This is a genomic window from Anaerotruncus sp. DFI.9.16, from assembly GCF_024461615.1.
GTDB classification, from domain to species: Bacteria; Bacillota; Clostridia; order Oscillospirales; family Ruminococcaceae; genus Anaerotruncus; species Anaerotruncus massiliensis.
Genome location: NZ_JANFZX010000012.1, coordinates 1 through 17,093 on the forward strand (window position 1 = coordinate 1; position 17,093 = coordinate 17,093).

The 17,093-nt window shown below is 65.3% G+C and carries 15 protein-coding genes; 7 read left to right on the forward strand and 8 right to left on the reverse strand.

Translation table 11 applies throughout. The features are described from left to right. Positions 1–158: 158 nt before the first annotated feature. Genes NE609_RS07010 through NE609_RS07020 form a run of 3 tightly spaced genes read right to left on the reverse strand, consistent with a single transcriptional unit; the run spans position 159 to position 2,304 of the window. Positions 159–815 carry a nucleotidyltransferase family protein gene (locus NE609_RS07010; protein WP_256152131.1) on the reverse strand — a complete coding sequence of 219 codons (657 nt, stop codon included), beginning with the start codon at positions 813–815 and terminating at the stop codon, positions 159–161. After that, positions 808–1,380 carry a cyclase family protein gene (locus NE609_RS07015; protein WP_256152132.1) on the reverse strand — a complete coding sequence of 191 codons (573 nt, stop codon included), beginning with the start codon at positions 1,378–1,380 and terminating at the stop codon, positions 808–810. The genes NE609_RS07010 and NE609_RS07015 overlap by 8 nt, the downstream gene beginning before the upstream one ends. Before the next feature lie 15 nt (positions 1,381–1,395). Next, entirely contained in the window at positions 1,396–2,304 is a 909-nt protein-coding gene (locus tag NE609_RS07020; RefSeq protein WP_256152133.1) for a CorA family divalent cation transporter, read from the reverse strand. A gap of 449 nt (positions 2,305–2,753) precedes the next feature. Between NE609_RS07020 and glmS the strand changes: the two genes are divergently transcribed. Continuing rightward, on the forward strand, positions 2,754–4,580 hold the full coding sequence (gene glmS, locus NE609_RS07025; protein WP_121587482.1) for a glutamine--fructose-6-phosphate transaminase (isomerizing): 1,827 nt from the start codon (positions 2,754–2,756) through the stop codon (positions 4,578–4,580). A 418-nt stretch (positions 4,581–4,998) separates the two neighbouring features. On the opposite strand, the gene NE609_RS07030 is transcribed toward glmS, so the two are convergent. Next, on the reverse strand, positions 4,999–5,193 hold the full coding sequence (locus tag NE609_RS07030; RefSeq protein WP_101549842.1) for a hypothetical protein: 195 nt from the start codon (positions 5,191–5,193) through the stop codon (positions 4,999–5,001). Between the two features lie 13 nt (positions 5,194–5,206). After that, positions 5,207–6,199 carry an asparaginase gene (locus NE609_RS07035; protein WP_101549840.1) on the reverse strand — a complete coding sequence of 331 codons (993 nt, stop codon included), beginning with the start codon at positions 6,197–6,199 and terminating at the stop codon, positions 5,207–5,209. 376 nt (positions 6,200–6,575) lie between these two features. On the opposite strand from NE609_RS07035, the gene NE609_RS07040 reads away from it, so the two are divergent. After that, entirely contained in the window at positions 6,576–7,484 is a 909-nt protein-coding gene (locus tag NE609_RS07040) for a CAP domain-containing protein (protein WP_256152134.1), read from the forward strand. 47 nt (positions 7,485–7,531) lie between these two features. Here the strand turns inward: NE609_RS07040 and NE609_RS07045 are convergent, their stop codons facing one another. The 3 genes from NE609_RS07045 to NE609_RS07055 are packed head-to-tail and all read right to left on the reverse strand — an operon-like array spanning position 7,532 to position 10,443. After that, positions 7,532–7,897 (reverse strand): VOC family protein, encoded by a 366-nt coding sequence (locus NE609_RS07045; protein ID WP_256152135.1) that lies wholly within the window; start codon positions 7,895–7,897, stop codon positions 7,532–7,534. 15 nt (positions 7,898–7,912) lie between these two features. Continuing rightward, complete coding sequence (locus tag NE609_RS07050; RefSeq protein ID WP_121587484.1) at positions 7,913–8,701, reverse strand: dihydropteroate synthase; 789 nt, start codon at positions 8,699–8,701, stop codon at positions 7,913–7,915. Continuing rightward, on the reverse strand, positions 8,698–10,443 hold the full coding sequence (locus NE609_RS07055; protein WP_256152136.1) for a bifunctional homocysteine S-methyltransferase/methylenetetrahydrofolate reductase: 1,746 nt from the start codon (positions 10,441–10,443) through the stop codon (positions 8,698–8,700). The genes NE609_RS07050 and NE609_RS07055 overlap by 4 nt, the downstream gene beginning before the upstream one ends. Before the next feature lie 149 nt (positions 10,444–10,592). Here NE609_RS07055 and NE609_RS07060 point away from each other — a divergent pair, with 149 nt between their 5' ends. From NE609_RS07060 to NE609_RS07080, 5 genes are all read left to right on the forward strand, one after another. Then, positions 10,593–10,964, forward strand: a complete 372-nt coding sequence (locus tag NE609_RS07060) for a BlaI/MecI/CopY family transcriptional regulator (protein ID WP_256152137.1) — start codon at positions 10,593–10,595, stop codon at positions 10,962–10,964. Further along, a complete protein-coding gene (locus NE609_RS07065) occupies positions 10,961–12,817 on the forward strand; it encodes a M23/M56 family metallopeptidase (RefSeq protein WP_256152138.1) in 1,857 nt (618 codons plus the stop codon). Before NE609_RS07060 ends, NE609_RS07065 begins: the two co-directional genes overlap by 4 nt. 168 nt (positions 12,818–12,985) lie before the next feature. Then, a complete protein-coding gene (locus NE609_RS07070) occupies positions 12,986–13,453 on the forward strand; it encodes a MarR family winged helix-turn-helix transcriptional regulator (RefSeq protein WP_256152139.1) in 468 nt (155 codons plus the stop codon). Continuing rightward, entirely contained in the window at positions 13,441–15,168 is a 1,728-nt protein-coding gene (locus NE609_RS07075; protein ID WP_256152140.1) for an ABC transporter ATP-binding protein, read from the forward strand. The genes NE609_RS07070 and NE609_RS07075 overlap by 13 nt, the downstream gene beginning before the upstream one ends. Next, the gene (locus NE609_RS07080; protein WP_256152141.1) at positions 15,168–17,021 is read left to right on the forward strand and encodes an ABC transporter ATP-binding protein; all 1,854 of its coding nucleotides are present in this window, start codon (positions 15,168–15,170) and stop codon (positions 17,019–17,021) included. Before NE609_RS07075 ends, NE609_RS07080 begins: the two co-directional genes overlap by 1 nt. The last annotated feature ends 72 nt before the right edge of the window (positions 17,022–17,093 follow it).

Here is a 17,093-nt window from a genome sequence, read left to right on the forward strand (position 1 = left end):
GGAGGGTTCTTAGGCGGACTTTTGGTTCCTTTTCGTCCGTCCGAAAAGGAACCCGCCCGCCGGGGCGGGACCCGGCAAATCCTTGCCGCCATAGGCGGCTCCCCTTGGCTCTCCGAAGGAGAGCAATTAAAAGCTCCGCCGCTTCCCGAGCGGCAAACCTAAGCCTCCTCCCGAGGGCCGGAAGGCCCCAAATGCTCCAAAAGCCCCGCGCACCAGACGATGAGGCGCGTAAACCGTTCATCGGCGGCGCCCCGCGCCTCCAGCACCGCGCGGTCCTCCTCCCCGGCCAGGGAGCGGAGCTCCCGGCGGTCGGCGGCATAGATTCCGGTCTTTGCGAGGCATTTTGTGCGCAGCAGAAAAAACGCGCCCTTTTCCAGCGCGGACAGGTCGTCCGCGCTTCCGAATACATAGCTGTGGCAGGCCGCGTGGTAGAGGTTGGCCGCCTCCACGCGCAGAGCGAGCCGCACGTCCCCGCCGTCGGGCGGCGAAACGAGCCCGTCCAGGCTCCCGAACAGGGGGCGGGTGTCGTACCAGAGCTGGAGGCGGTCATGCGCGGGCCATGCCTGCAATTCCATCGTCCCGCAGAGAAAGCCGCAGGCCTTGTCCGCCTCGGGCATCTCCCGGACGAGCGCACGGTACCGCGCAAGGTCCGCGGGCGTCAGCCCGTCGAGCACGACCACCATGTCGATGTCGCTCTTCTCGGTGGCCTCCCCGCGCCGGTAGCTCCCCTGCAGCCCCGCAAATCGCAGGCGTTCCCCGAACGCGGCGCGCAGCTTATCGATAAAATCCGCCGTCCAGCGGTTGATGTCAACCATCGTCCACCTCCGCAACCACCCGGCAGGGCAGACCGGTCATCCCGTCAAAATTGACCGGGAAGGTCCGTGCGACAAACCGCGCCGTCTTCTCCCCGCCGAGCAGTTCTCCGAGATTGCAGAGGTTTTCAATGATGAACACTCCCCGGTCGGCACAGTACTGGTCCTTGGGGGTGTGTTCCCCGCCGCGCCGCACACCGGCGCAGTCGACGCCGATGATCGACACGCCCTTTTCCAGCAGCGCGTCGATGAGCGCGTCGGAAAGCTGCGGATGCCCGGTGAAATAGGCGCGGGTGCCGTAGGATTCCCGCTCGATGAAGCCGGTACGGAAAGCGGCGAACATCCCCGCCTCCACCGGCTCGAGGTCGACGTCCCGCGTCCCGATGTCGCGCCCCTCCACGCCCGACACGTCGAACGCAATGCCCTCCCGCCGGGTGAACGCGAGCGGGAACTCCTTGTCCATCACGTCGAAATGGGTCCCCAGATGCCCGAAGGACACCTGCTTCTCATTCCCGTGCGCGTCCTTGTCCGCCTGGCGCGTCACCTTGACGCTCAGATCGATCAGCAAATCCATCCGCCTCCCTTAAAACCATTTTTTCCGTTTGAAGTAAATAAGCAGCGCCGCCACCACCACAAGGCTCCCCGCGATCACCAGCGGGTAGCCGAAGCGCCAGCCGTACTCGGGCATCTTGAAATTCATGCCGTACCAGCCCGCTACGAGCGTCAACGGCAGGAAGATTGCCGTGATGACGGTAAAGACCTTCATGATCTTGTTCAGGTCGATGTCCACCTGCGCCTGGTACGCCTCGCGCACCTGGGTGACATAGTCGCGCAGGTTGAGCACGCTGTTTCCCAGCCGCGCCGCCCGCTGCTCCAGCAGGCGGAAGGCGCGCAGCGTATGCTTGTCCGCCACGCCGTTTTCGTTCTCCCGCACCCCTTCGCAGATGGCGATCAGGTGCTCGTAATAGCTTTTGAGCGCCATCAGGCGGCGGCGCAGTCCGGCGATCTCCCTGATGCAATAATCATGATTCCGGGAGGAAAGCAGCGCCTCCTCCAGCCCCGTGACCTCCCGCTCGATCGATTCAAGCGCGAGATAGTCGTCGGCGGTGAGCCGGTCGAGGCAGGCGCAGATCAGCCGGGCGGGTTCCCCGCAGCGCGTCCCCGGCACACAGAGCCCGGCGAGCGCCTTCCCCGTCTCGCCCGTACCGTCCGACAGGATCACCAGCGCGTCCTTTGTCAGGAAGGCGCACAGGCGCACGGGCGGCGCGAGCGGGTCGCGCGCGTCGCACACCGACACCGAAAGGTAATCAAACCGTTCATGGCTTTCGTGCTTGGACATCCCGCCCCGCAGACACCCTTCAAGGATGTGCACATCCTCCCCGAGGACCCCGGCCGCCTCCGCCAGCGCGGAAAAATCCGTGACGCACACCCGTTTTCCCGCCGCGTCCGGCCGGTCGGGGCGCAGTTCCCCCGCTTCGATGAGATAGACCATCCTCCCGCCTCCGGTTTCTTTCAGATTCCCTCCCATTTTAACACGGTTTCCCCGCAAAATCCACGCCGTTTGTAGCATCCGCGCGTAAATCCGCATAGAATGGATTGCTTGTGTTTCCAGGGGAAGTTTGCTATAATTCCAGTAAATCATCGGAAAGGAGGGCAGGGGAAATTTTACGCAGGGAGGTGACAGACAGCTGAGATCGTTATACGCAAGCGCCAGAACCGCTCCGGCGGTTGACGAGGTGGGAGGTTAATCGAAATTGTTCGGCGGGTGCCTCCCCGTTTTGCTTCCGAGCGCAGCCATCCTGAAAACTTCCGGGCAACCGGATCGACAGGCAGGAGGGCAGGAAGTCGAATCTGAAATTTTCACCGGGCGCCCGGCCGCATCGCGCGGCGCGGACGGGGCCCTTTACAGAACGGATTGCCGCGCGGGAAAGAAAGGTACCTATGTGCGGAATTGTTGGTTACGCCGGCGGCAAAAGAGCCGTCAGCGTCCTTCTTGACACCCTTTCGGGGCTGGAATACCGCGGCTACGACTCCGCCGGCGTCTCGGTCTTTGACGGGGACGGCATCGTCACCGTCAAGGCGAAGGGCCGCCTGCAAAACCTGGCCGACCGGCTGAAGGCGGAGCATCCCGGGCTGGCGGGCGGCTGCGGCATCGGGCACACCCGCTGGGCCACCCACGGGGAGCCCTCCGACGTAAACGCCCACCCCCACGCCACCGAAAAGCTCTCGCTGGTGCATAACGGCATCATCGAAAACTATCAGCAGCTGCGTTCCAGGCTGCTCGGCGAGGGGTATGATTTCCTCTCGCGCACCGACACCGAGGTCGCCGCGAAGCTCATCGATTCCCTCTACCACGGGGACCCCATCGCCGCGATCTCCGAGGCGCAGGCCATCCTCGAGGGCTCCTACGCCTTTGCGATCCTCTTCGCGGACCGCCCCGGCGAGGTGTACGCCACCCGGCTGGGCAGCCCCCTTATCGCGGCGGCGGGCGAGGGAGAGACCTTCATCGCCTCCGACGTCCCCGCCATCCTGCCCTATTCCCGGCGCTACGCGCTGATCGGGGAAAAACAGATCGTGCGCATCGACCGGGAGGGCATCTCCCTCTTCGAGCCGGACGGCTCCCCCGCAAAGCTCCAGATGCTGACCGCCGAATGGTCGGTCGAGCAGGCGCAGAAGGGCGGCTATGACCACTTCATGCTCAAGGAGATCTACGAGCAGCCCCGCGCGCTCGCCGACACGGTGCATCCGCGTATCTCGGACGGCCTGCCCTCCTTCGAGGCGCAGGACGACATCCCCGAGGGGTTCTGGCGGCAGTTCGACACGATCTCCATCGTGGCGTGCGGCACCGCCATGCACGCGGGCATGATCGGGAAAAACCTCATCGAGCGGCTGGCGCGCATCCCCGTCGAGTGCGACATCGCGTCCGAGTTCCGCTACCGCGATCCCATCCTCGGCAAGCACTCCCTCGTGCTGCTCATCTCCCAGTCGGGCGAGACGGCCGACACCCTTGCGGCCCTGCGCCTCGCACGGGAACGCGGCGCGACCACCCTCGCCGTCGTCAACGTCACCGGCTCGTCCATCGCGCGCGAGGCGGATTACGTCATCCGCACCTTCGCGGGCCCTGAAATCGCCGTCGCCTCCACAAAGGCGTATTCGGTGCAGCTTTCGGTGATGTACCTCATCGCCATCCGGCTCGCGCTCGCCAACCGTGCCGTCGACGACGCGCGGGCGCGCGAGCTCACCTCCGGCCTGCTGGGCGCCATCGAAACCACCAAGGATGTGCTCGGCCTCAATGTGGAGATCAAGGAGTACATCAAGCGCTACGAATCGCTGCGCGACCTCTTCTTCCTCGGGCGGGGGCTCGACTACGCCCTCTCGATGGAGGGCTCCCTCAAGCTCAAGGAGATCAGCTATATCCACTGCGAGGCGTACGCGGCGGGCGAGCTCAAGCACGGCACCATCTCCCTCGTCACCGAGGGGGTCCCGGTCGTGGCGGTCGCCACGCAGGAGACGCTGCTGCCCAAGATGGTCAGCAACATCAAGGAGGTGCACAGCCGCGGCGCCGACGTTCTGCTCGTCTGCAAGCAGGGGCTCGAGGTCGATCCGGAAATCTATTCCAAGCGGCTCGACCTGCCCGCGCTCGACGACCTGTTCATGCCGGTCGTCGGCGTGATCGTGCTCCAGCTGCTGGCCTACCACACCGCCGTCCTGCGCGGCTGCGACGTCGATAAGCCCCGTAACCTTGCCAAGAGCGTCACCGTGGAATAATCCGCGTGAAAACCGGGAGGGGGCGCCGCGAAAGCGGCGTCCCCTCCCTTATCTTCGCGCGGCGGAAGGGGCGGGGCGGGCGGAAAACCGCGCGGCGGGGCCGCGCGTGCGCAAAAGCGGAGCTTTCGCGCAAACGCCCGGAGGGCGTTGTTTTCCGCCGCCCCCGTGTCCCCGGAGAGCCGTCCGGCACATAAAAAGCCCTCCCGCACGGACGGCGGAAGGACGGGAGGCAGGGCGGCAAGCCTGAACCAAACGCTTTGAAGGGGGTCCGGGGGAACTTTCCCGAAAAGGAAGCCCTCCCGCACGGACGGCGGAAGGACCGGAGGCAGAGCGGCAAGCCTGAACCAAACGCTTTGAAGGGGGCCTGGGGGGAACTTTCTCGAAAGGTCCCCTCGGGTCCCGCTACCGGCGGAAACCTTTAAAGGTTTCCGCCGGTAGCGATCGTCCAGCAAAGCGCGCCGAAAAAGCCGAGCACGATGAGCACGAGCAGAATTCCGAGCGCGACGCGCAGGGCGGCGGGCATCCGGTCGCGCCAGAGATGGAGCGCGCCGAGGAGGCAAACCGCCGCGAACAGCGCGATGAGCGCCGTGGACGAGGAAAACAGCAGTTCCAAAAATCCTTCCTCCTTACAGGGTGATCTCCCCCGCATAGTTGGTTTCAAAGATCCGCCGCACCCCGGCGGGGTCGTCCGTCTGGCCGAGCGCCCACATCAGCTTGGTGACGGCGGCCTCGGTGGTCATGTCCCGGCTCTGGATGACGCCGGTGTCGAGGATTTTGCGGCCCACCTCGTAGATGGAAAAATCGCTGCCCTCATAGAGGCACTGGCTGCAAACCACGACCGAGACGCCGTTCTCCACAAGGCGGCGCACCTCGGCGGAGAGGTCGCGCCGGATGAAATGGAGCCCGCCCGCGCCGAACGCCTCGAGCACCACGCCCCGGTATTGGAGGCCGAGCAGGCTGTCGAAGACGCGGGGGTTGGTGCCGGGGATGAGCTTGAGCAGGAAGACGTCGTTGCACAGCCGGTCCTTCAGGACGCAGGGGCCGTCCGCGGGCGGCTGGCGGCGTCCGTAAAGGCGCACGCCGCTCGCAAGGATCTCGCCGCGGTCGGGGCTGTTGACGCTCTCGAACGCGTCGAAGCCCATCGTGCGCACCTTGACGGCGCGGCAGCCGCGGATGATCTTGTGGTTGAAGGCGATGCTCACGCCGCGCACGTCGCTGTCCACGGCGGCCAGCGCGGTGGCGAGGTTGCTGCGCGCGTCGGACAGCGGGGTGCCGACCGGCAGCTGGGAGCCGGTCAGGACGACCGGCTTTTGCAGGTTTTGGAGCATGAAGGAAAGGACCGAAGCGGTATAGGCCATCGTGTCGGTGCCGTGCGTGACGACGATACCGTCATAATCCTCCAATGCGTCGTAGACGCTGCGCGCGATGAGCTGCCACTCCTCCGCCTGGATGTTCGAGCTGTCCAGGTTCAGGATGCCGCGGTAGGTGACGTCGTACCACGGCTCCAGCTCACCGACCGCGCGCAGCAGTTCGGCGGGCGCGCGCTCCGGTTCGAGCCCGCTCTCGCCCGGCCGGGACGCGATCGTCCCCCCCGTCGCCAGCAGCAGCACCTTTTTCACCGCGCATCCCCCTTTTTCGCTCTTTTCCGCCTTTCATTATACATGCACAGCGCGTCTTTTTCAACCGCGCCGGGTCGACACAGTTTTTTCACAAATAAATGATATTTTTTTAACAATTTCCTCTTGATTTTTTCCCGCCCCGGTGGTAAGATAAAGTCGTACAAAGACGTTAGATATTTAACAAACTTACTCCTCCCTTTTCTTTCTCTCCTTTTCTTAAAAAACGTCCCCATCCCAACCGGATGGGGACGTTTTGTATCCGGGGAAAAATTACGGGATCTTCCATTGAACCGCGTGGAAGTTTGTGCTAGGATAAAAGCAGGACCGCTCCCCTTTTCCGGGTGCGCGGCACTCCATTTCCAAAGGAGTCCTGGATATGAAAAAACTGGCCATCTTCGTGGCGTTTCTCGTTTTGCTGTCCGGCTGCGGCGCGCCCGCCGCGGAATCGGAAAACCCCGCCCCGGCGGACGTCTCCTCCGAGGCCGTTTCCTCGGAAATCTCCTCTTCGGAGGCTTCCTCGGCCGTCTCTTCCGACGCCTCCTCCGAGGTTTCGTCGGAAGCCTCCTCTGAAGCGGCCTCATCGGAACCGGCGGAGGTCTCCTCCATCGCGCCTCCGGCGCCCACACCCGAAGAGATCGCCGCCGCGGAGCAGGCCGCGCGGGAAGCGGCCGAGAAAGCGGCGGCGGAGCAGGCCGCCGCGCAGGCAGCAGCCGAACAGGCCGCGGCGGAGCAGGCCGCGAAGGAAGCCGCCGAGCAGGCCGCGGCGGAACAGGCCGCGAAAGAGGCGGCGGAGAAGGAAGCCGCGGAACAGAAAGCCGTGCGGAAAACCACCGCAAAGGTCTCGGGCATGAACTTCCGCAGCGAGGTGGAGAAGGACCTGCTCGCGCTCATCAATGAGGAGCGCGAGGCCGAAGGGCTCGACCCGGTCAAGATGGACGGCGATTTGCAGTCGGCGGCGCGCATCCGCAGCCGGGAGCTCTGCAAGACCGGCCACTGGGACCACACCCGGCCCAACGGGGATTCATGGAGCACCGTCATCACCGAGGACGTGCCGGTCAAGTTCGCGGCGGCGGGCGAAAACCTCTGCATGACCGAGTACGACGACCCCAGCGTCGACAACGCCTATTCGGCGGACTTCTATATGGACCGGTGGCTGAACAGCCCGAGCCATTACGACAACATCATCCGGCCGAACTTCACCCATGTGGGGATCGGCGTCTATGTCTCCGAGCGGGGCGGCGTCACCAAGGGCTACGCGACGACGATTTTCGCCGAGCTGCCCTGAACCTGCGGCAAAAAGGGAGGCGGACCTCACGGTCCGCCTCCCTTTCTTTATCTCTGCGGCACGATCTCGATCCAGTAGCCGTCGGGGTCGTGGATGAAATAGATGCCCATGCCGGGGTTTTCAAAGCAGATGCAGCCCATCCGCACGTGCTTTTCGTGCAGCTCGTCGAACCGGTCGGTCACGAACGCGAGGTGGTATTCGAGCTCGCCGAGGTTGTAGGGCTCCTTCCGGTCGCGCAGCCAGGTGAGCTCGAGGGTGAAGTCGCTCTCCCCGTCGCCGAGGTAGACGAGCCTGAAGGAGCCGTCCGCCGCGTTTTTCTCCCGCACGGGGTCCAGCTCGAGCGCCTCGCGGTAGAAATCGAGGCTCTTTTGCAGGTCGAGGACATTGAAATTGAAGTGGTTGAAACGGATCATATCGATTCCTCCTTGTTACAGTTCTCCGCTGCGGATGTGGGTGATATAGTCCATGCAGTAGTCGTCCTGTCCCGCGACCACCTTCGCGGCGGCCAGCGCGTCCTGCATCGCCGGGCTCACCGGGTCGAGGATCGCGCTCGACAGCCCCGCCATCATCGCCGCCGAGAGGAAGGCGCTGTTGATGAGGGAACGCCGGGGCAGGCCGAACGAGATGTTTGAAAGCCCGCAGGTCGTCCTGACGTCCGGGTAGTTCTGCGCCATGAACTGGACCGCACCCACCGCGTTCTTCGCGCTCGCGCCGTCGGTGGCCAGCGTCTCGATGAGCACGTCCGCATAGATGCGCTCGTCGGGGAGGCCCGCCTTGCGCAGCTTTTCCACAAGCGCGGCGAGCTTCTCGCATTTCTCCTCGAGGGTGTGGGGCATCTCGCCGTCGATCGGCAGGCCCACCACCGAAGCGCCGCTCGAATGGGCGAGCGCCGTCACCTCGTCGAACCGGTCGGTCAGCGTCGCCGAATTGAGGATGAGCGGCGTTCCCGCAGCGGCCTGCACCGCCTGGGCCATCACCGCCGGGTCCGCCGTATCGATCATGATGCCGCAGGAGGAGTGCTCCCGGATGAGCGCGACCACCCAGAGCATCGCCGCGAGCTCCTCCCCGCCGCAGATCGCCGTGTTGACGTCGAGATATTCCGCGCCCGCGTCCGCCTGCGCCTGAATCAGGCCGATCACCGCCGCCTCGTCGTGCGCCGAAAACGCCTCCATGGTTTTGGGGATCGAGCTGTTGAGCTTCTCTCCGATTAAGATCATGTTTCTTCCCTCCTGATTTCTTCGATCAGCCCCTGCACGATCGCAATTTTGCGCAGCGGGGTCATGATGTAAAACCCGTCCGCCGCGTCGTATACCCGCCGGGCAATGCCCGCGCTGTAGGCGATGGAAATTTTCGCGGCCTCCTCCGGCGTCTTGTCCCGGAGCGCCTCCACCACCCGGAGCGGAATCTCGATGCCCGACACCTCGTTGATGAGGAAGAGGGCGTTTTTATATCCCGCGACCGGCAGGATCCCCGCGAAAAGCCGGCAGTCCAGCTCCCTGCGCGCGGTCAGAAAGTTCTCCACCGCCGCGTCGCTGAAGATCGGCTGGGTAAAGAGCGCCGACGCGCCGAGCGACAGCTTTTTCTTCGCGCGTTCCAGCTCCCGCGGGAAATTGACCGCGTTCACGTTGAGCGCCCCGCCGACCACAAAGGGATTCTTGGCGAATACCTCGGTATTCATGCTGTGAATGTAGGAGATGAGATCGAAGGAGCTCAGATGGAAGACCCCGTCCCTGCCGCGCGACTCGGTCTGCGTCGGCGGGTCGCCCGTCACCACAAGCACGTGCGAGATCCCCTCGAACGCCGCGCCCAGCAGCCCCGCGCGCAGGGCGATGTGGTTCTTGTCGCGGCAGGAGATGTGCGGCAGCACCTCGATCCCCGCCTCCCGCCTGATCTTGGCCGCCGTCATCAGGCTGTCCGCCCGCGTGCGCGAAAGGGGCGAATCGGTCACCGTGATGAAATCCACGCCGCCGCGCCTGAGCTCGGCCGAGGCCGAGAGGATGAAGGAGCAGTCGTAGTCGAAGGGCGGGTCGAGCTCCACCGCGATCGTCTTGCGGCGCGCGCCGGGGCGGCCGCCGCCGGGCGCGGCAGCGCCCGGGCCGGGGACCGAAGGCCCCGGCAGTCCCGCCCCCGCGGGACGGGACGCGGCGGCCAGCGCCTCCGCGGCCAGCTCGATGTGCCGCGGCGTCGTGCCGCAGCAGCCGCCCAGGATCTCCGCGCCCGCCTCATAGAGCGCGGCCAGCTTCTGCGCGAAGTACCCGGCGTTATCCTCAAACAGGACGCGCCCGTTGATCGACGAGGGGTAGCCGGAATTCGGCATCGCGATCAGCGGCTTTCGGCGCGGGCCGAGATTGCGCAGGAGGTTCGCCATGTGGCTCGGGCCGCAGGCGCAGTTAAAACCGGCGGCGTCGACCAGCGGGCAGTTTTCCGCGGCCTCCAGCAGGACGCGGCAGTAGTGGCCGCGGCGCGAATAGCCGTCCTGGGACACCGCGAAGGAGACGAACACCGTGGCGCCGGGGACCCGCTCCCGGATCAGCCCGAGCGCGGGCAGGACCTCGTCGAAGGAGGCGAGCGTCTCAAAGAGGAATTCCCGCGCGCCGAGCTCCAGAAACCGTTCCGCGACCGCCAGGTAGTCCCCGGGGGCGGTTTCCGCATTGTTGCCGCCGATATCCGCGAAGACGCGCGCGCCGGTTTCTTTAGCCTCCCGTTCCGCGAGCGACCAGCCCGCCTCGATCACCCGGGAGAGCTGCTCCGGGTCGGGAAGGGAAACGGGGTTTGCGGCAAAGGTATTCGTTTTGACCGCGCGCGCCCCCGCCGCGAGATACTCCCGATGGATGCGCAGGACGGTGTCGGGCGAAGTGAGGTTGGCAAGCTCGCAGGGGGCTTCATCCCCCGTGAGGGAATAATAATAGGTGCCGAACGCGCCGTCAAAGAGCAGCGGCCGGGACGGATCAAGCGGCATGGACGTTCCAACTTTCCGTATCAGGATATGATTCCAGTAGATTGTAGCATATCCCGCCGGAAATTTCCAGTACCGGGTTGACATCTACTACAGCTTGTAGTATGATTTGGCTACTACATGATGTAGTAACCAAATCCGGGGGTGACTGTATGAACAGGCTTTCCGATTCCGAATTCACGATCATGCAGGAGATTTGGACGCGCAGCGGCCCCGTTACGGCGGGCGGGCTGGTGGAGGCGTTCTCCGAACGCCGCGGCTGGAAAATCCAGACCGTCTCCACCTTCCTGACCCGCCTCGTCGACAAGGGGATGCTCACCTGCGAAAAACACGGCGGCCAGAACCTCTACCGCGTGGCGGTGAGCGAGGCCGACTACCGCGCCGGGGAGACGCGCGACTTCCTGCGGGAGGTGCACGGCGGCAGTGTGCAGAGCTTCTTTGCCGCGCTCGGCAGCCCCGGCTCCCTCTCCGGCGCGGAGATCGAGGAGCTGCGCCGCTGGCTCGACGGGGAGGGGACAAAATGACGGCGTTCTTTTTTTCCCGCGTCCTTCCCCTTTCGCTGACCGGCGCGGCGGTTTCGGCGCTCATCCTGGCCGTCTCCTTCCTCACCCGCCGGCAGTTCGGCTCCCGGTGGCGCTACTACATCTGGCTGGTCGCGCTCGCACTCTTCTTCCTACCCGTCACGCTGCCCTTCCCCGCCGGCGCCCTCTCCGGCGTATCGGAGGCGATCTCCCCCGCCGCTGCCGCGGTGCGCTTCGCGGCGGGGCCGCCCACGGCCGCCGCGGAAACCGCGGCGGCATCCGCGCCGCTTTCCTGGCGGGAACTGGCCGCGCTCGCGTGGACGTGCGGCGCGGCCGCGCTGCTTTTGCAGCGCGCGTGGGCGGCCCTCCGGTTCCACCGCGCCCTGCGGCGGACGAGCCGCCCCGTCGCGGACCGGGAGACGCTCGCTCTCTTCGCCGCGTGCAAGGAGGAGCTTCGCGTCCGCCGCGCCGTCCGGCTGGAGCGGTGCCCCCTCGCCGGCACGCCGATGCTCGTGGGGCTCCTGCGGCCCCGCGTCCTGCTCCCCGACGCGCCCGCAGACCCGGACGCGCTGCGCTTTATCCTGCTGCATGAACTGACCCATCTGAAGAGCGGGGACCTCTTCTATAAGCTCGCGGGGCTGGCGGCCTGCGTCGTCCACTGGTTCAATCCGTTCGCATGGCTCGCCCTGCACCGGATCAACGCGCTCTGCGAGCCCGCCTGCGACGAACGCCTCGCGCGGCCGATGGACGCGGACGAACGGCGCGGCTACGGCCGCGCGATCCTCGGCGCGATGGGGACCGTGCGCGCCGCCCCGCCTCTCTCCACCCCCTTCAGCCTGCACAAAGAGGATGTCAAAAGGAGGCTCACCCTCATGATGAACTGCAAGAAATCGACCCGGGTCCTGCTCGCGGCGGCCGTCTGTTCCGCCGTGCTGCTCGGGTTCGTGGGGATGTCGATCTCCACCTTCCTGATCGCGCCCGCCGAAGCCGCTTCCCCCTCCGAAAGCTCCCGTCTGCTGGCCCCCTCCCCCGAGCGGCTGGCGAAGGAGCTCGCCGGCGGCGTCGTCTTTGATTTCGAGTCGGGCGAACTGCGCATCGCCATCCCGGACGAGCTCCCGGACGGCTGGGCGTGGTCCATCCACCCCGCGGGGCGGGCCGCGATGGGGGACGGCGCCATGAGCGTCCACTGGTTTGAGGCGGAGTCCGCCGCCAACGACTGGCGGCCTGGCGGGACCTATACCGCGCCGATCGGCGGGGAGCTGCTCTCCTATGACGTGGAGTTCGCGCTGCTCGACGGCGCGGGCCGGGAGCGCGCCGCCGGGAACCTCTCGTGGGACGCGGGCGAAGCCGCCTCCGCGCCCGCCGTCATCGGCGGCGCGGACGGTCCGACCTCGATCATCGTGGCCCCGCGGCTCACGCCGCCGCTTGCCGGGCTGACGGTGGCCGCGCCCTTCGACAAGGGCCCCGGGCACAAGGGCGTCGACTACCGGGCGGAGCCGGGCGAGGCCGTCTTTGCGGCGGCGGACGGGAACGTCTCCGAAGCCGGCTGGGACGGCGCGTACGGCTACCGGGTCGTCCTCGATCACGGGGACGGCTTCCAGACCCTCTACGCCCACTGCAAGGAGCTCGCCGTCGCGGCCGGGGACGCCGTCGCGGCGGGCCAGCGGATCGCCTCTGCCGGCTCGACCGGCAACGCCGCGGGCCCCTGCCTGCACTTTGAGGTCCGCCTGAACGGGGAGCCGGTGGAGCCTCCCGCCTTCTCCTTTGAAGAGGCGGAGGGGTCCGCGCCGCAGCCCGGCGCGGGGACGCCGAATCTGGTGAAGGACGAATCCTCCTCCACCCTCATCGAAGATTGAGCGGGAAGGGTTTGTATAGATTGCTCAGATGAATCCTGAACAAATTGTTAACTCTGGTAAAATCTATTGACTTTCCCGCAGGCACTGCATAAAATTAGTTAGACGGCTAATGATTAGCTGTCTAACTATTTTTTTGCTGTGTTTGCAACATGACAGGAGCAGATTCCAATGGATGAAATCTATCAGGTTATCCACATCGACTGGGAGCTCGTCTCCCTGCACAAGCAGTGCATGAACCGGCTGATGAGCGACCGGGGCGTCTATCCCGGACAGCCGCCGCTGCTCTTCACGCTCGGCAGGATGGGCGCGTGCAACCAGGCCGACCTGGCCAAGGCGCTGCACATCAGCCCAGCCACCATCGCCGTCTCCCTCAAGCGAATGGAAAAATCCGGATTCGTCAAGCGGGTGCCCGACCCGGGCGACCTGCGTTCCAACCGCATCGAACTCACCGACGAGGGTCGCGAGGCCGCCGCGTGGGCCGACCGCGCCATCCACACCGTCAATGAGCAGATGTACCGGGACTTCACCCCCGAGGAATTTTCCCAGATCGTGCATTTTTACCAGCGGATGCAGCAAAATTTGATCAGGCTCAAACAGGAGCTCTACGGACAGGAGGAACCCACTTGCGCAAACTGATCTCTTACCTCGCGCCCTACAAAAAGTCGGTCATGATCGCCGTCGCGTTCATGCTGCTCGACGTCGTCTGCGAGGTCGTCCAGCCGACGCTCATGTCCGACATCGTCGGCCGGGGTATCCAGACGGGCAACATCCCCTTCATCCTCGGCGTCGGCGCGCTGATGATCCTCTTCGCGCTGCTCGCGATCGTCGCGGGCTTCGGCAACGCGCGCCATTCCGCCAGGGCGGGCGTCGGCTTTGCAGCCGGTCTGCGCCGCGGCCTTTTCGAGAAGGTGCAGACCTTCTCCTTCAAGAACATCGACGACTTCTCCACCGCCTCCCTCGCCACCCGTCTCACCAACGACGTGACGCTTCTTCAGAACGCGGGCATCATGAGCCTGCGCCTCATGATCCGCGCGCCGCTCATGTTCGTCTTCGCGATGATCATGGCGCTGCGGATGAACGCCCGGCTGGCGGTCGTGCTCGTCGTCATCATCCCCACCCTGCTGCTCGCGCTCGGCTTCATCATCAAGACGGCCCTGCCCCTCTTCAACCAGATGCAGGCGCGCATGGACGCCCTCAACGGCAGCGTGCGGGAGAACCTCACCAACGTGCGCGTCGTCAAGTCGTTCGTGCAGCAGGACTATGAGAAACGGAAGTTCAAATCCGCCAACGACGCCCTCACCGGCGCCTCCCTGCGCGCGATGAACGTCGTCATCTTCAACATGCCGGTTATGATGCTCGTCATGAACCTCGCCACCGTCTCGGTCATCTGGTTCGGCGGCGGGCAGGTCATCCGCGGGGAGCTCCAAGCCGCCCAGATGGTCGCCTTCATCAACTACATCTTCCAGATCCTCATGTCTCTCATGATGCTCTCGATGATGTTCGTCCTCTTCTCCCGCGCCTCCGCCTCCTACAAGCGCGTCATGGAGGTGCTGAACACCGAGGTCGACCTCACTGACGAGCAGGGCGCCGGCGAACGCCCGATTCGCGGCGACGTCACCTTCGAGCACGTCTCCTTCAAATACGACCCCGCCAACGGGGAAAACGTCCTGCGGGACATCACCCTCTCGGTCAAGGCCGGCCAGACGGTCGCCGTCATCGGCGGCACCGGCGCGGGCAAGAGCTCCCTCGTGCAGCTCATCCCCCGCCTCTACGACGCCACCGAGGGCCGCGTGCTGATCGACGGGCGCGACGTGCGGGAATACACCGTCGAGTCGCTGCGCAGCCAGGTCGGCATGGTGCTCCAGAAGAACACCCTCTTCTCGGGCTCGATCCGCGACAACCTCAAATGGGGCGACGAGCACGCCTCCGACGAGGAGGTCGAGGCGGCGGCAAAGGCCGCCCAGGCCCACGATTTCATCATGGGCTTCCCGAACGGCTACGACACCTGGATCGAGCAGGGGGGCGTCAACGTCTCGGGCGGGCAGAAGCAGCGGCTGTGCATCGCGCGCGCCCTGCTCAAAAAGCCGCCCATCCTCATCCTCGACGACTCGACCAGCGCCGTCGACACCGCCACCGAGCGCCGCATCCGCGACGCCTTCGACACCGAGCTGAGCGGCACCACCAAATTCATCATCGCCCAGCGCATCTCGTCGGTGAAGGACGCGGACCAGATCGTCATCCTCTCGGACGGCCAGATCGCCGACGTGGGCACCCACGACGAGCTGCTCGGGCGCAGCGAGGAATACCAGGAGATCTACTATTCCCAGCAGGAAAAGGAGGCGGATGCGTAATGCCTCATCGTAAAGTCGTCGTCCAGCAGAAGCCGAAGAACTTCGGCGCGGCGGTCAAATTCGTGTGGGGATACCTGCGCCGCCGCAAATCGGCGCTCTTCCTCGCGGCGGTCATGGTCCTGCTCAACATCGGCGCTTCGCTGGCGGGCACCGCCATGCTCCAGCCGATCATCGACAACTTCCTCGAGCCGGTCGTGGCCATCCCCGTCGCCGCGCGGTTCGCCGGCCTCTTCAAGGGGATCATCACCCTTCTGTGCATCTACCTCGTCGCGGTTTGCGCGAGCTACCTGCAAACCCGCCTGATGCTCACCGTCACCCAGCGTTCGATCAACGACCTGCGGCGGGAGCTCTTCGACCACCTGCAGGACCTCTCGGTCCGCTACTACGACACCCACACCCACGGCGAGATGATGAGCCGCTTTTCCAACGACGTGGACACCCTCAACGATGCGCTCGCCAACTCGCTGACCTCCCTTTTTTCGAGTGTCATCACGCTCGCGGGCATCCTCGGCCTCATGCTCTCCAAGAGCATCCCGCTCACCATCCTGACGCTGCTTATGACCCCGCTGATGTTTTTCGTCGCGGGCAGGCTCATGAAGGTGAGCAGTAAATATTTCATCGCCCAGCAGGCCAACCTCGGCAAGGTCAACGGCTATGTGGAGGAGATCATCACCGGCCAGAAGGTCGTCAAGGTCTTCTGCCACGAGCAGGACGCGCTCGAGGAGTTCGACCGGCTCAACGGCGAGCTTCAGGAGGCGGCCACCACCGCCCAGAGCTATTCCGGCCTCATGATGCCCGTCATGATGAACATCTCCACCGTCAACTACGCGCTCGTCGCCGCCATCGGCGGCATCCTCTCGATCTTCGGCTTCATCAGCGTCGGCGGGCTGGTCGTTTTCCTCCAGCTCACCCGCCAGTTCAGCCGCCCGATCAACGAGGCATCCAGCCAGTACAATGCGGTCATCACCGCCATCGCGGGCGCGGAACGCATCTACGAGGTCATGCGCGAGCCGGTCGAGGAACCCGACCCCGCCCACGCCGCCGACCTCGTCCGCGACGGGCACGCCTTCTACTGGCAGTGCTACCGCGACGACGGCGCCCCCGCCGAGCGCGTCCCCGTGCGCGGGGACGTCCGGTTCGAGGACGTGACCTTCGGCTACGCCCCCGAAAAGACCGTGCTCCGCCACATCTCCCTCTACGCGAAGCCCGGCCAGAAGATCGCCTTCGTCGGCTCCACCGGCGCGGGCAAGACGACCGTCACCAACCTGCTCACCCGCTTCTACGACATCGCGGAGGGCCGCATCACGATCGACGGCATCGACATCCGCCAGATCAAGAAGGACAGTCTGCGCCGGTCGCTCGCGATGGTGCTTCAGGACACCCACCTCTTCACCGGGACCGTGCGGGACAACATCCGCTACGGACGCCCCGACGCCACCGACGAGGAGGTCGAACAGGCCGCGCGGCTCGCGTCGGCGCACTCCTTCATCATGCGCCTGCCCCACGGCTACGACACGGTGATCGAGGGGGACGGCGCGAACCTCAGCCAGGGCCAGCGCCAGCTGCTCAACATCGCGCGCGCCGCCTGCGCCGACGCGCCCATCCTCATCCTCGACGAGGCGACCAGCTCGGTCGACACCCGCACCGAGCGCCACATCGAGCACGGCCTCGACCGGCTCATGGAGGGCCGCACCACCTTCGTCATCGCCCACCGCCTCTCGACCGTCCGCAACTCGAACGCCATCATGGTGCTCGAACAGGGCGAGATCATCGAGCGCGGCAGCCACGACGACCTGCTCGCCCTGCACGGCCGCTACTACCAGCTCTATACCGGCGTGGCGGAGCTCGACTAAGGGGGGATTTTGAAAAATCCCCCCTTAGAACCCCCAAAAACTTTTGTTTCAGGCGGGGCGCTCCGCCTCCCG

Coding starts and splice junctions, on each gene's coding strand:
- NE609_RS07055 (WP_256152136.1), bottom strand. CDS start 10,443: ATGCCGCTTGATCCGTCCCGGCCGCTGCTCTTTGACGGCGCGTTCGGC.
- NE609_RS07050 (WP_121587484.1), bottom strand. CDS start 8,701: ATGATCTTAATCGGAGAGAAGCTCAACAGCTCGATCCCCAAAACCATG.
- NE609_RS07065 (WP_256152138.1), top strand. CDS start 10,961: ATGACGGCGTTCTTTTTTTCCCGCGTCCTTCCCCTTTCGCTGACCGGC.
- NE609_RS07040 (WP_256152134.1), top strand. CDS start 6,576: ATGAAAAAACTGGCCATCTTCGTGGCGTTTCTCGTTTTGCTGTCCGGC.
- glmS (WP_121587482.1), top strand. CDS start 2,754: ATGTGCGGAATTGTTGGTTACGCCGGCGGCAAAAGAGCCGTCAGCGTC.
- NE609_RS07010 (WP_256152131.1), bottom strand. CDS start 815: ATGGTTGACATCAACCGCTGGACGGCGGATTTTATCGATAAGCTGCGC.
- NE609_RS07060 (WP_256152137.1), top strand. CDS start 10,593: ATGAACAGGCTTTCCGATTCCGAATTCACGATCATGCAGGAGATTTGG.
- NE609_RS07080 (WP_256152141.1), top strand. CDS start 15,168: ATGCCTCATCGTAAAGTCGTCGTCCAGCAGAAGCCGAAGAACTTCGGC.
- NE609_RS07045 (WP_256152135.1), bottom strand. CDS start 7,897: ATGATCCGTTTCAACCACTTCAATTTCAATGTCCTCGACCTGCAAAAG.
- NE609_RS07020 (WP_256152133.1), bottom strand. CDS start 2,304: ATGGTCTATCTCATCGAAGCGGGGGAACTGCGCCCCGACCGGCCGGAC.
- NE609_RS07070 (WP_256152139.1), top strand. CDS start 12,986: ATGGATGAAATCTATCAGGTTATCCACATCGACTGGGAGCTCGTCTCC.